Source organism: Pseudomonas ogarae (assembly GCF_014268695.2).
Lineage (GTDB): Bacteria > Pseudomonadota > Gammaproteobacteria > Pseudomonadales > Pseudomonadaceae > Aquipseudomonas > Aquipseudomonas kilonensis.
Map to the genome: position 1 here is coordinate 3,488,383 of NZ_CP077086.1, position 14,148 is coordinate 3,502,530.

11 protein-coding genes are annotated in these 14,148 nt (G+C 62.4%); 9 read left to right on the forward strand and 2 right to left on the reverse strand.

From position 1 onward, the window contains the following. Positions 1–12 precede the first annotated feature (12 nt). Positions 13–1,350 (reverse strand): cation:proton antiporter, encoded by a 1,338-nt coding sequence (locus HU749_RS15165; protein ID WP_186651059.1) that lies wholly within the window; start codon positions 1,348–1,350, stop codon positions 13–15. Positions 1,351–1,704: 354 nt separating this feature from the next. On the opposite strand from HU749_RS15165, the gene HU749_RS15170 reads away from it, so the two are divergent. From HU749_RS15170 to ligD, 4 genes are read left to right on the forward strand one after another with little or no spacing between them, the layout of a single operon-like run. Next, positions 1,705–3,090, forward strand: coding sequence for an iron-containing redox enzyme family protein (locus tag HU749_RS15170; protein WP_186651057.1), 1,386 nt, complete (start codon positions 1,705–1,707; stop codon positions 3,088–3,090). Positions 3,091–3,100: 10 nt separating this feature from the next. After that, positions 3,101–4,114: a methyltransferase gene (locus HU749_RS15175; RefSeq protein WP_186651055.1), complete on the forward strand. Its 1,014-nt coding sequence runs from the start codon at positions 3,101–3,103 to the stop codon at positions 4,112–4,114. After that, complete coding sequence (locus tag HU749_RS15180; protein ID WP_079304685.1) at positions 4,086–5,249, forward strand: carboxylate-amine ligase; 1,164 nt, start codon at positions 4,086–4,088, stop codon at positions 5,247–5,249. The genes HU749_RS15175 and HU749_RS15180 overlap by 29 nt, the downstream gene beginning before the upstream one ends. Next, entirely contained in the window at positions 5,246–7,828 is a 2,583-nt protein-coding gene (ligD, locus tag HU749_RS15185; RefSeq protein WP_186651053.1) for a DNA ligase D, read from the forward strand. Before HU749_RS15180 ends, ligD begins: the two co-directional genes overlap by 4 nt. A gap of 77 nt (positions 7,829–7,905) precedes the next feature. Here ligD and HU749_RS15190 read toward each other — a convergent pair whose 3' ends face one another. After that, positions 7,906–9,150 carry an acyl-CoA dehydrogenase family protein gene (locus tag HU749_RS15190; RefSeq protein WP_186651051.1) on the reverse strand — a complete coding sequence of 415 codons (1,245 nt, stop codon included), beginning with the start codon at positions 9,148–9,150 and terminating at the stop codon, positions 7,906–7,908. A gap of 376 nt (positions 9,151–9,526) precedes the next feature. On the opposite strand from HU749_RS15190, the gene msuE reads away from it, so the two are divergent. The 5 genes from msuE (at position 9,527) to HU749_RS15215 (ending at position 14,147) form a co-directional block, all read left to right on the forward strand. Beyond that, positions 9,527–10,090, forward strand: a complete 564-nt coding sequence (gene msuE / locus HU749_RS15195; RefSeq protein WP_095962137.1) for an FMN reductase — start codon at positions 9,527–9,529, stop codon at positions 10,088–10,090. Positions 10,091–10,129: 39 nt separating this feature from the next. Further along, entirely contained in the window at positions 10,130–11,227 is a 1,098-nt protein-coding gene (sfnG, locus tag HU749_RS15200; protein ID WP_095962138.1) for a dimethylsulfone monooxygenase SfnG, read from the forward strand. A 14-nt stretch (positions 11,228–11,241) separates the two neighbouring features. Continuing rightward, positions 11,242–12,402: an AMP-binding protein gene (locus tag HU749_RS15205; RefSeq protein WP_095962139.1), complete on the forward strand. Its 1,161-nt coding sequence runs from the start codon at positions 11,242–11,244 to the stop codon at positions 12,400–12,402. 13 nt (positions 12,403–12,415) lie between these two features. Next, positions 12,416–13,198 (forward strand): ABC transporter ATP-binding protein, encoded by a 783-nt coding sequence (locus HU749_RS15210; RefSeq protein ID WP_079304673.1) that lies wholly within the window; start codon positions 12,416–12,418, stop codon positions 13,196–13,198. Between the two features lie 67 nt (positions 13,199–13,265). Continuing rightward, positions 13,266–14,147, forward strand: coding sequence for a branched-chain amino acid ABC transporter permease (locus HU749_RS15215; protein ID WP_046062317.1), 882 nt, complete (start codon positions 13,266–13,268; stop codon positions 14,145–14,147). Position 14,148 lies beyond the last annotated feature (1 nt).

Consider the following 14,148-nt stretch of genomic DNA (forward strand, 5'->3'; position numbering starts at 1 on the left):
GACGCACTGGCCTCAGCCCGAATGCTTGTGGCGTTCATACCACGCCAGGGTCGGTTGGGTCGTGACACCATGGACCAAAATACTCAAGGCCACCACCGACAGGGTGAGGTTGATGCACAGTTGCGCCACCTCCGGCTGCAGGTCATGGTTCAAGGCGAAAAACAGATAAAACAGACTGCCGATCCCACGGATGCCAAACCAGCCGATCAGTAGCCGTTGCGGTCCGTCGAGCAGTCGCCCCCAGGGTAACGCCAGCACACTCAACGGGCGGATGACGGCAAACAGCAGGGCACCGATCGCCAAGGCCCGCCAGTCCCAATGGTTGGCCAGCACCACACCGAGCAGGGTCACCAGGAAGACTTCCATCGACCGCTCCACCAGGCTGCCGAACGCGAGCATGTCGCTCATCATGACTCCAGCGGCCAATTGACCGTCGTCCAGCGACTCGGTATCGCCCAGGACAGCCTGCTGGGGCTCGACGGTTTCGTGGCCCACCACCGGTTGCACCAGGTGCTCCGCCGGCGGTGCCGCTTCATCGGTGGATTTGACCTCGGCCTGGCGCAGCCCCAGGCCGGCGGCGAATACAGAGAGAAAGCCGTAGCCCTGGATCCACTCGGCCACGACGTAGGCCAGGGCAATCAGTGCCAGGGCCAGGTAGTCATTGGGCGACCAGGTGCTGTCGGCATTCCTGATGCGCATCGACAAGGTCAGCTTGCCAATCCCGCGTCCCATCCAATAGCCGACCAGCAAACCGGCCGGCACCGCCCACAGGACGTTACGCAGCAGCCATTCGCCGAGAAAACCGCTGCCGTCTTCACGCAGCATCAACAGGCCGAGGATGACAAAGGGAAACGCGGTGCCGTCGTTCAGTCCCGCTTCGCCCGACAGGCCGAAACGCACCCGGTCGTCATCCCGCGCATCGTTGACCTGCACCAGCGCCGCCAATACCGGATCGGTGGGGGCCAACATCGCGCCGATCAGCATCGACACGCCCCAACTGAGGCCGAACAGATAATGCAATGCCAGGCACAGGCCGGCGATGCTCAGGATCATCACCGGCCCGGCCAGCCCAAAGGCCACGCGCCAGGTGCGGTCCTTGAGGGGCAGGCGCAACTTGAGGCCGCTGACGAACAGCGAAAACACCACCGCGACTTCCGTGAGGTGTTCCATCCAGACCGAGGAGTCGCTGATGTCCAGCTTCAGCACGTCCAACCCAATCGGCCCGATGGCGACGCCCAACACCAGGCACATCGCCGAGGTGGTGACCGGCATCCAGCGCAGATAGGAGGAGGTCAGGGCCAGGGTCAGTAACACCGCACCGAGCACTGCTACCCATACCGTGAAAGTCATCGTTGCTCCTTGGATAGCACTTGGCACCAGCCGGCGAGTGAAACCCGTGGCGAGGGAGCTTGCTCCCGCTCGGCTGCGAAGCAGTCGTAAAAACGCTTTGACCGCGCCCCTTGCATGGGCCGCTTCGCGTCCAGCGGGAGCAAGCTCCCTCGCCACAACGGCGCCGTTGCCACATTCAACAGCTGGGTGGTTCTCAGTATTCGAGGGCTGGAGCGAAACGAGGGTTCCCGCCTTGAGAGAACAACCCGTTTATCCGCCTGCCTTTCAACCCAACGGAATTTTTCGCCGTTGCCAGCGCTCTGCAACAGAAGAGACGTTCTGATTCAGCGTCCGCCGAGAACCCAAGAGGCCCTTATGACTGCGCTGACACCCCTTCAATCCCGGCCGGCCACCGTCCAGCCTGTCCCCCCTAACGGACACGTGCGCCAATGCTATGAGCGACTGTTCCAGGGCCCCGACGACGCCGACAAGCAAGCCGTCGCCCAAGCGTTCCTCCAGCAATGCATCGCAAAGGCTGCGGCGCTCCCCCAGGAGATGCCCGATGACCCCATGGCGCTGCAGGCCTGGGTCGAGCAGCACAGCACCGGTGTGGCCCGGCAATACGCTGACTACCTGGAGCGGCGCAAAAACGGCGGCCCGCGGGAGTTCTTCAGCGGCAAGGCCCACGCCCTGTACTTCCTCCAGGCCGTGGCGCCGACCAAACGGGTCGACGGCGCCTGGCTGTATGGCGTGGTCAAGCACTGGCACGACCACCGTTTCGAAGGGTTGCTGTGCACCTACCTGGAAGAACTGGGGGACGGTCAACCCGCGCAGAACCATGTGGTGCTCTATCGCAAGTTGCTTGCCGAACACGACCTGTCGGATGCCCCGGACATCGACGATGACCTTTATCTGCAAGGCGCCGTGCAACTGGCCTTGGGTTATGCCGGTGACGAATACCTGCCAGAGGTCATCGGCTACAACCTGGGCTATGAACAATTGCCCTTGCATCTGTTGATCAGCGCCTATGAGCTGAGCGAACTGGACATCGATCCCTACTATTTCACCCTTCACGTCACCATCGACAACGCCAGTACCGGCCACGCCCATAAGGCCGTGCAGGCATTGCTGCAACTGATGCCGATGGAGGCGGACCGTGAAGCTTTCTGGCACCGGGTCACGTTGGGCTATCGCCTCAACGACCTGGGGCAGGGCAGCCGGGACATCATCGCCTCGTTCGACCTGGAGCACGAAGTGCTGGACATGCTCGAACGCAAACGCCCGTTCGGCCAGCACATGCATTCCGATTACTGCAAGTTCGAGGGCAAGACCGTCAACCAGTGGCTTTCGGCGCCAGGCCAGTTGGAAGGGTTCTTGGCGGCAATGCAGAGCAAAGGCTGGATAAAACGCCATGAAGACCCGCTGAACAGCCGCTTCTGGGCGCTGATCGACGGGGCCGGCGCGGCCATGTTCGGCGTGTTCAGCCCCTACGAAAAACAGCTGCTGCACGATTGGATAGCCGGTGACTGGTTGGACGAGAGCACAAGGTCCAGCGTCCGACGTGGTCCGGTTGCTGCTTGCGAGCCAACGACACCGATGGATGATCCCGATGTGCAAAGCCTGCAACAGGCACTGCAAGGCCGCACGCCCGACGCGCAGATGCAGGTTCTGATGCCCTGGCTCTGTGCCCGTTGCCATAGCCATCCGGCCGGGCTATTGGCGACTCGCCGCTTCATCAAACTCAAATCCGCACTTCGCTAGGGAGCCCTGCATGAATGAGAAAGAACGCCTGTGCGAGACGGACCTTGCGCTGTTGCAACTGGGCCGTCGCCTGCAAGCCGACGGCTACCGTTTCATTACCCCGACGCCGTTGACCCACGAGCGGGTCAACCAGCGGCCTGGCAATGAACGCGCCAAGACATTGCGGGACGTGTTCGGCTGGTCACGGCCGTTTGCACCGGGGCTGATCAGCACCGACGAACAGCGGCAACTGCAAGACGCCCAGGTGCTGGAAGCACACGACGGCCTGATGCGTAGCCGGGTGCGCTGGTCGAGCCTGGATGGCTTGCTGTTCGCGCATTCGCAGTTCCCCACCCAGGCCACCGATGCGGTGTTTTTCGGCCCTGACAGCTACCGCTTTGCCCAACTGATCCATACTCATCTGCAACAGAACTTCACTGCGGTGCATCGCGCCGTGGACATCGGTTGTGGCGCTGGCGTTGGTGCGATCGTGATTGCCCGCGCCCGGCGTGAAGCGCAAGTGCTGGCGGTGGACATCAACCCACAAGCCTTGCGCCTGAGTGCTGTGAACGCCGCGCTGGCCGAGGTGGGCAATGTCGAGGTCGCTCGCAGCGACGTGCTGCAGGAGGTGCCAGGCAACTTCGACCTGATCGTCGCCAACCCGCCGTACATGGCTGATCCATCCGAGCGCGCCTATCGCCATGGCGGCGGCGCTTTGGGCGCCGGGCTGTCGTTGCGCATCGTCGAACAGGCCTTGCCCCGGCTCACACCGGGCGGCTCGCTGGTGCTCTACACCGGTGTGGCGATGGTGGATGGGCGCGACCCGTTCCTGGAAGCGCTGGGCCCATGGCGTGACTCGGCGGATTTCGGCTGGACCTACAAGGAATTGGACCCGGACGTGTTTGGTGAGGAATTGCTGACGCTGGGTTATCAGGACGTGGAAAGGATCGCCGTGGTGGCGTTGGTTGTAACCCGCATTGGCGCAGGTATCGGCGGGGCTATCGGAGGGATTATCGATGAACAGGCGCATGAAATTCGGCATTGAAGAGGAGTATTTCATCACCGATCTGCAAACCCGTTGCATGCCGGGTGAACCACCCGCGGAGGCTGTCGCCGCGTGCCAGGCCGAGCTGGGCAAGCATTTCGCCCATGAAATGTTCCTGTGCCAGGTCGAGATGGCATCGCCCATCTTTCGCAGCCTGTCCGAGGCCGCCGACTACCTGAGCCAGGTGCGTACGGGCTTGAACCAGCGGTTGGCACCGTATGGCCTGGGTCTGCTCAGTGCCGGTTCACATCCGATGACGACCCAAGTGCTGCAGCCGACCGACGAACTGCATTTCCAGCAACTGTTCGATGATTACCAGCGGGTGGCACGGCGCAGCGTGCTGTCGGGCCTGCATGTCCATGTGGAAGTTCCGGCTACCCAGGATCGGGTGCGGGTCATGAATGAGATCCTGCCCTGGTTGCCGATGTTCCTGGCCCTGAGCGCTTCATCGCCGTTCTGGAACGGTGGCTACAGTGGCTTCAGCAGCTATCGACAAGTGGCCTGCGATGAATGGCCGCGCATGGGCGTGCCGGAGTTTTTCGAAGACGAGTCGGCGTTCGCCAGCTACGTCGACATGCTCATGCGCACCGGGTCCATTCGCCAACCCAGCGATTGCTGGTGGGTGATACGGCCTTCCTCACGTTACCCCACGCTGGAACTGCGAATTTGTGACGCCTGTCCTCGGGTCGACGACGTCCTCTGTCTGGTCTCGCTGTTTCGCCTGATGGTGGCCCATGCCGTGGCGCAACGCCGGCCTGGCGCCCACTACAGCCAGATGTCCCAGTGGGTCCTCAAGGAAAATCGCTGGCGGGCCAAGCGTCACGGGATTCTCGCGGAGTTTATCGTCGAGGGGCAGGAGCAGCCGATGTTGATCGGTGAATGGCTGACCCTGGCCGAGCAAACCTTCGGTGAGACCGCAGCGGAGCTGGGTGTCCAGGACGTGTTCAAGCAGGTACGCCGCATGGTGCGGGAAGGCACCAGCGCCGACCGGCAAATCGTCCTCTTCGAACAGGGGCTGCTGCTGGGCGATTCCGTCGAACAGGCCTTGTGCCGCGTGGTCGATCAGTTACTCGCGGAAACCGCCGGGCTGCCGGTCGCTGATCCGGCGTTGCAACAGGTGGCAGGTGGTGCATGAGCCGCAAGACCCTGGATGATTACAACCGCATGCGCGACTTCGCCGCCACCCCGGAGCCGGCGGCGAAGCGCTCGCGCAAATCGGCAAGAACCGCCCATGCCTTGCAGTTCTGTATTCAAAAACACGACGCCTCGCGGCTGCATTACGATTTTCGGCTGGAACTGGACGGTGCGCTCAAGAGCTGGGCGGTGCCCAAAGGCCCCTCCCTGGACCCGAAAGCCAAGCGCCTGGCGGTGCATGTCGAAGACCATCCGCTGGATTACGCGACGTTCGAAGGCAACATCCCCGAGGGCCATTACGGTGCCGGTGACGTTATCGTCTGGGACCGGGGCGTCTGGATTCCCCAGGATGATCCCCATGAGGCCTATGAAAAAGGCCGGCTCAAGTTCGAACTGCAAGGCGAAAAGCTCAGCGGCCTGTGGAACCTGGTGCGCACCCACATGCCCGGCAAGCAGGAGCAGTGGTTCCTGATCAAGCATCAGGACGAGGCCGCCCGGCCCGAGAGCGAATACGACGTGGTCCAGGCCGAGCCGGACAGCGTTCTCAGCGATCGCACCCTCGTGCCCAAGCGCCGCGGCAAGGCCGCTGCAGCAGCGGTGAAACAAGCGGAGAAAGCCGTCCAGCCGAAATCGCCGAAACGCCCCTCGAAAACCACCCTAAGCGGTGCGGTCACAGGACCATTGCCGGAAACCCTCAAGCCGGAACTGGCAACGCTGGTGGAAAGCGCGCCCGACGGCGATTGGCTCTATGAGATCAAGTTCGACGGTTACCGGGTCATGGCGCGCATTGAAAACGGCGATGTAAAGCTGCTCACCCGCAACGGCCATGATTGGACCCATAAATTGCCAAGACAGGCCGAAGCCTTGGCTGCGCTGGGCTTGGAATCGGCTTGGCTCGACGGCGAAATGGTGGTTGCCAACGACCAGGGCGTGCCGGACTTCCAGGCCTTGCAGAATGCTTTTGAGGCCGGCAGCAGCGGCAAGATCGCTTACTACTTGTTCGACATGCCTTACCTTAACGGCATGGATTTGCGCAAAGTGCCGGTACAAGAGCGCCGGGCGGCATTGGCCGCAGTGCTGGAGCCCAACGAAAGTCCCTTGCTGCGGTTTTCCGATGCTTTCGAAGAAACTCCCGAAGCGCTGCTCAACAGCGCCTGCCAGATGCAGATGGAAGGGTTGATCGGCAAGCGCATCGGCAGTGCCTATGTGTCCAGGCGCAGCAACGACTGGATCAAGCTCAAGTGCAAGAATCGCCAGGAGTTCGTGGTGGTGGGCTTCAGCGATCCCAAGGGCGCTCGCAGCGCCTTTGGTGCCTTGCTGCTGGGGCTGCATGATGTCGACAGCGGTCAGTTACGCTACGCCGGCAAGGTCGGCACCGGGTTCAACGAAAGCACCCTTAAAAGCATCTACCAGCGACTACTGCCCCTGGAGACGAAAGAGCCCGCCGTGGCGAATCCGCCCACCGGCTACGAAGCCAAGGGCGTGCATTGGCTCGAACCGACGCTGTTGGCCGAAGTGGCCTTTGCCGAGATGACCAAGGAAGGTTCGGTGCGCCATGCGGTCTTCCATGGCTTGCGCGACGACAAGCCGGCCAAGGACATCACCCAGGAGTTGGCCAAGCCTGTGAAAAAAACCACCGCAGCGAAGAAAACCCGGGCCAAATCTGAACCAGACGTGGTATCGCCCATGGACGGCAAGGTCCGCATCACCCACCCGGAGCGAGTCATTGACGCCAGCAGCGGCACCACCAAGCTGCAACTGGCCGAGTACTACGCCAGCGTGGCCGAATTCATCCTGCCGGAACTGGCGGATCGCCCGGTGGCCTTGGTCAGGGCGCCGGATGGCATCGCCGGGGAGCTGTTCTTCCAGAAGAACGCCGAGCGCCTGGCGATTCCCGGCATCACCAGTCTGGATAAGGAACTGACCGGGCAGCCGGTGATGATCATCAACAACGCTGAGGCGCTGATCGGCGCGGTGCAGATGAGCACGGTGGAACTGCACACCTGGAATGCCACCTCTGTTGATCTGGACAAGCCTGACCGTTTCGTCCTCGACCTTGACCCGGACCCGGCCTTGCCCTGGAAAAGCATGGTCGAGGCGACGCAGCTCACGTTATCGGTGCTCGATGAGCTGGGGCTCAAGGCGTTTCTCAAGACCAGCGGTGGCAAGGGCATCCATGTGGTGGTGCCGCTGACGCGCAAACTGGGCTGGGACGAGGTCAAGGGGTTCAGCCATGCGATTGTCAATCACATGGCCAAGCTGCTGCCGGACCGTTTTTCGGCGGTGTCCGGGCCGAAGAACCGGGTAGGGCGGATCTTCATCGATTATCTGCGTAATGGGTTGGGCGCCACCACCATCTGTGCCTACGCGGCCCGGACGCGGGAAGGGTTGCCGGTTTCGGTGCCGATTTTTCGCGAGGAAGTGGCTGAGCTCAAGGGCGCGAATCTTTGGAATGTGCGCAATGTTCATGAGCGGCTGGCGGAAGTGGGGCATGAGCCTTGGGTTGGGCTCAAGACAACTCGACAGAGTATTACTGCTGAGATGCGACGACGTATCGGCATGAAGAAGACCGCGAAGTAACGTATTTGAGGGGTGGTGTGCATATCCATTGCTGCGGTAACGGATATACCCACCGGCCTACCTACGCCCCCCAGCAATCACTGTTGTTTCGATACCCCGCCAATCTGCCAGACATACGGCGGTTCCGTGCCGTTGATTTCCCAATCACCAATAATGCGCTCCTTGTAGATCAGCGGATTGTGCGAAGCGGCGGTGCGGGCGTTGCGCCAGTGGCGGTCGAGGGCCTTGCTGGTGCTGGTGGCCGAGGCACCAAGGGCATTGAACAGCTCGCTGGTGGCGCGCAGCACCAGGTCGGAGATGACCACCTGGGCCTGGGCCGATTCCAGTTCGGCGGCGATGTTGGCGGCGTGTTCGGTCGCGTCGTTCTGACTGAAGCGGCTTTCGTAGGCGCGTTGGGAGGCGCTCGCGGCTCGCAGGGCAGTGGCTTGGGCGGCATAGACCTGGGCCGAGGCCCTGCCGACGACCTGTTGCACCTGCACGTCCTGGCTCACTTCGCTGGCATTGCCGGTGCTGAAGACCCGGGTGCGTTTTCGTACTTGCTCGGTGATGTCGTGGACCGCAGCGCGGCCGGCGCCGGTCAGCACGGCCAACAACACCAGTTGATAGAACGCGGTCTGGTATTTGAAGCGGGTAGAGAAGTCGATGAGGTTTTGCGCCTCGACCAATGCATTCTCGAACAGCGACGTCCCGCTGCCGGTAGTGCGTTGGCCAAAACCGTCCCAGTCATCGCTTTGCTTGACGCCCGGCTGGTGCACGCGCACGGCGGCAATCACGTCGGCGCCGTTGTCGTCGCGCTGGGCATACACGTCGATCCAGTCGGCGAAGATACTGCCGGTGCTGTAGTACTTGGTGCCGTTGACCACCCATTGATCACCTTGCCGGGAAACCCGAGTAACGACGTCGCCGATTTTCACGGCGCCGACTTCCGTCCAGGCATTGCCCACCAGTTCACCCTCGACGAAGCGCTTGAACCAGATGTCTTGTGGGCTGCTGGCGTGGGCGTTGAGACGGTCCTCGACGAATGCAAAGTGCCCGCGCAGCGCCTGGGGGAGGTTGGAATCGGCTTCGGCCAGTTCGATCAGCAGTTGCAACAGCTGCGGTAACGAAGCCCCGGCGCCGCCATATTCGACCGGTACGCGAATGGCACCAAAACCTGCTTCCTTCAGCCATTTCACCTGTTCAAAAGGCAAGCTGCGCGTCTGCTCACGCTCCAGGGCGCCGGCCTGGATGCGTGCAAAGATCGGCCGAAAGCGCTCGGCCAAGGGCTCATAGTCGGTGCCGAGGGAAAGGATCGGTGGCAAATGTTGTTGCTGTGCGGTCATGGCGATGTTCCTTCTTGTGACGAGTAGGCAGGCAGGGGAGAAACCTGCCGGTGCCAGTGGCTATTGCACAGTCCATGCCCGAGACCCGACGCCGGTAAATACGGGGCTTGTACAGCGATCATCAGCGCAGGGGCTGTCCTTGCCGAGGACAATCTGTTGCGCAACTGTGTGCCGGGCAACAGTTGCTGCCATGGATATCGACGCGGCGAATGTTCGTCAGGCAACAGTGGATCAACAGCTTGTCCGTCGAGCGACAGTGAGGTGATTCGACGTGCCTTCTAGTTCATTGATTATTAAAGGAATATTCAACTGGCACGGTTGCTGCTCTACACCTTGTGCTGACGCTGAGGTGGCGTCTCCAGGCATGGGGTAAGCGATGAGCAAGCAATTCAAAGTGGTGGCGGTGTCAGGCAGCGTGCAGCACCCGTCGCGCACGCTGGTCCTGCTCCAGGCATTGGTCGACAGGCTCGGACAGCAACTGCCGATCGAGCTGCGCTTGATCGAACTGGCCAAGGTCGGTCCACAGTTCGCCGGGGTCTTGCGTCGCGAGGCGTTGCCGGCTGCCGTGCAGGATGACCTGCAGGCCATTGAGTCGGCTGATCTGCTGATCGCCGCCAGCCCGGTGTATCGGGCCTCGTACACCGGCCTGTTCAAGCACCTGTTCGATTTCGTCCATCACGAAGCCCTCAAGAATGTACCGGTGCTGCTGGCCGCGACGGGAGGCTCGGATCGCCATGCCTTGATCATCGATCACCAGTTGCGGCCGCTGTTCGGCTTCTTCCAGGCCCTGAGCCTGCCGGTGGGGGTCTATGCCAGCGAAACCGATTTCACCCAATACCAGATCTCCAGCGCACAGGTGTTGGAGCGTATCGAGCGCGCCGTCGAGTCGGCGTTGCTGAGCCTGGCCACGAGCGCCCGATACGACGCCAGTGCCGCCTGATCCATTTTTCCTTTCAAACCGAGCTGTGGAGTACATGCAATGAGCCAGGACACGATCAAATTTGCCTACTGGGTGCCCAACGTCAGTGGCGGGCTGGTGGTCAGCAAAATCGAGCAACGCACCGACTGGGGCATCGACTACAACCGCAAGCTGGCCCAGATCGCTGAAGCCGCCGGCTTCGACTACGCCCTGTCCCAAGTGCGCTTTACCGCCGGTTACGGCGCCGAATACCAGCATGAGTCCGTGGCGTTCAGTCATGCCTTGCTGGCCGCTACCACGCGCCTGAAAGTCATCGCCGCGGTGTTGCCTGGGCCGTGGACGCCGTCGGTGTTGGCCAAGCAGATCGCAACCATCGATCACCTGACCGGCGGCCGGGTGGCGGTCAACATCGTGTCGGGTTGGTTCAAGGGCGAGTTCACCGCCATTGGCGAGCCGTGGCTGGAGCACGATGAGCGCTATCGCCGCTCCGAAGAGTTCATCACCGCCCTCAAGGGCATCTGGACCACCGACAACTTCACCTTGCGCGGTGACTTCTATCGCTTCCACGACTACACCCTCAAGCCAAAACCACTGCAGCTACACCCGGAGATCTTCCAGGGCGGCAGCTCGCGTGCGGCGCGGGACATGGCCGCACGGGTATCGGACTGGTACTTCACCAACGGCAATACCGTGGAAGGCGTCAAGGCGCAGATCGATGACCTCCAGGCAAAAGCCGCGGCCAACAATCACAAGGTCAAGGTCGGTGTAAACGCCTTCGTCATTGCTCGCGACACCGAAGAGGAGGCGCGGGCGGTCCTTGCCCAGATCATCGACCAGGCCGATCCCGAGGCCGTCAATGCCTTTGGCGATGCGGCGAAGCAGGCCGGCAAGTCCAGCCCGGAAGGCGAGGGCAACTGGGCCAAGTCCAGCTTCGAGGACCTGGTGCAGTACAACGATGGCTTCAAGACCAACCTGATCGGCACACCGCAGCAGATCGCCGAACGCATCGTCGCGCTCAAGTCCGTGGGTGTGGATCTGGTGCTCGCCGGCTTTCTGCACTTCCAGGAAGAAGTCGAGTATTTCGGCCGTAAGGTGCTGCCGCTGGTGCGTGAGCTGGAGCAACGCAAAGTGGCGACCAAAACGGCGGCAGACGCGTAGGCGCGGGAGGCAGCATGGGCACGTTCACCAACACTCTCGACGCGGCACCGGCCAGCTTGCCCCAGTGGTTGCAGCAACAGGCGCATCGGCATGGCGCGGATGTCGCGCTGCGCCATAAGTACCTGGGTGTCTGGCAGGAGCGGAGCTGGGCGCAAGTGGTCGACGAGGTGCGCCGTTTGGCGAGTGCCCTGCAAATCCGCGGTTTTTCAGCGGGCGCGACCCTGACGATCATCAGCCGACCTCGGCCGCAGGCGCTGCTTGCGGCCTTGGCCGTGCAGTGGCTGGGTGGCGTGGCGAGTCTGTTCGACCCGCTGGAGGTGGCGGCCGAACAGGTGCAACTGCTCGGCACGCTGCAGCCGGATTTCGTCCTGGTCGAAGGCCTGGAGGAGATGCGGCGTCTGCGTGCGGCGCAGGTGGCTGCACCTGTGCTGGTTTATCTCGACAAGCGTGGCCTGGCCGATTCGACGCCATTCGTTCAAGCGCTTGATTACGCCGCGCTGGTTGCCGAGCAGCCAACCAATGAACGGGCACCGCAGGGGCGAGTGCTGCAAACAGCCTTTGTCTTTTATCGCAGGGCAGGGCAGGCGATTGAAGAGCAACGCGTCAGCCACGCCGAGCTGCTGCAGGAGGGCCAGCGGTTGGTGACGCGCGAAGGCCTGGGACGGCAGGAAGAGGCATTGGCCGCACGGGCGTTCGCCTCGGGCGGACAAGCCCGCTATCTGCTTGCGCCCTGGTTGATAGCCGGTTTTCGCCTGAACTTTCCGGAGAACCTGGCGACCCGTGATCGCGATCGTCGCGAGCTGGGCCCGACGCTGGTGGCCGGAACGCGGGAAACCTATGAGCGTTTGTACCGTTATGCGCTGGAGCGTTTGCCGGCGCCGGGCAGTTGGTCGCGTGGGCTGGTGGACTGGGCGTTGGCTGCCCATCCCGACGTCCTGCAACGGCATCTGGGTGACTGGCTGGTGCGTCGGCCTTTGCGCGACGTGCTGGGGTTTTCCAGGACCCGCGCGCCGTTGCTGGTGGGCGATGCGTTGCCGCCCGAAACCCAGGCGTTTTTCCAGGCATTGGGTATCAGGGTTCGCCAGTGGGGCGATGCGGGCCACTGGGAAGCGCCGACGCATCTTGTGCAGCAAACCACCGATGGCTGGAGCGGGCTCCAGTCGCAATTGGCCTGAGAGGAGACGCACCATGACCGAGACGGCCACCGCGCATTTGCTGGAGTTGGAGCATATTTCGCTGTCATTCAAAGGCGTCAAAGCGGTCACGGACATCAGCTTTCGTGTCGCCACCGGTGAGATCTGCGCCTTGATCGGCCCCAACGGTGCCGGCAAGAGTTCGCTGCTGAATGTCATCAGCGGCGTGTACCAGGCCCAGGACGGGCACATCCGTTTTGATCGACAGGAGCGGCGCCGGATGCGCCCCCACGACGTGGCCGTACGCGGCATCGCCCGGACATTCCAGAACATCGCGCTGTTCAAGGGCATGAGCGTGCTCGACAACGTGCTCTCCGGACGTAACCTCAAACGGCGCAGCACTTGGATCGAGCAGGCGCTGCGCATCGGTCGCGCTCGGGCCGAGGATGACCGCCAGCGCGAAGCGGCCGAGCGCGTTATAGCGTTCCTGCATTTGCAGCCCTGGCGCGACACCCTGGTGGGCACGTTGCCCTACGGCTTGCAGAAACGGGTGGAGCTGGCCCGGGCGCTGGCGGCGGAGCCTCGGCTGTTGCTGCTGGACGAACCCATGGCCGGGATGAACGCCGCCGAGAAGCAGCAGATGAGCCGCTTCATCGTCGACATCAATCGTGAACTGGGCACCACCGTGGTGTTGATCGAGCACGATATCGGCGTGGTCATGGACATCAGCGACCATGTGGTGGTGCTCGATTACGGTCGCAAGATCGGCGACGGATCGCCCGAGGAAGTACGGCTGAACCCCGAGGTCATTTCGGCCTACCTGGGCACTCGCCACTGACACTGGATATTCGACGCCTTCCCACCAGGGAGGGCAGGCAAGTTGCGCCCGCAGAACAGGAACAGCGATGGAATTTTTCTTTGAAGTATTGATTGGCGGGTTGTTGGCGGGGGTGATGTACGCCTTGGTGGCCATCGGTTTTGTGCTGATCTACAAGGCCTCCGGGGTATTCAATTTCGCCCAGGGCGCGATGGTGCTGTTCTCGGCGCTGACCTTCGTCAGCCTGCTGGAACGCGGCGTGCCGTTCTGGCTGGCGTTCCTCATCAGCCTGGCGGCGATGCTGCTGATCGCCGTGGCCGTGGAGCGTGTGGTGCTGCGCCCTCTGGTCAACCGTTCGCCGATCACGCTGTTCATGGCCACCCTCGGGCTCTCCTACGTCATCGAAGGCTTCGCCCAGGCGCTGTGGGGCGCCCAGGTGCATGGCCTGGAACTGGGCATCAGCGACGAACCGCTTGAGTTGGGCGGGATGTTGTTGTCGCAGTTCGACATTTTTTCCGCGCTGACGGCGGCGGTCCTGGTGTTGCTGCTGTCCTGGTTGTTCAACAAGACCCGGCTCGGATTGTCGTTGCGGGCGGTGGCCGATGACCCACTGGCGGCGTTGGCCGTGGGTATCCGCTTGCAACGAGTGTGGGTGGTGGTGTGGGCGGTGGCGGGGTTTGTCGGGCTGGTCGCCGGGCTGCTCTGGGGCGCTCGCCTCGGTGTGCAGTTCTCGCTCTCGCTGGTGGTACTCAAGGCCTTGCCGGTGCTGATCATCGGCGGCTTCACCTCCATCAGCGGCGCGATTGTCGGTGGCTTGATCATCGGCGCCTCGGAGAAGCTGGCGGAGGTTTACCTCGGGCCCTTCATCGGCAGCGGCATCGAGAACTGGTTTCCCTACGTGCTGGCGCTGCTGTTTCTGCTGGTGCGTCCGGCGGGGTTGTTTGGCGAACGGGCCATCGAACGGGTTTAGG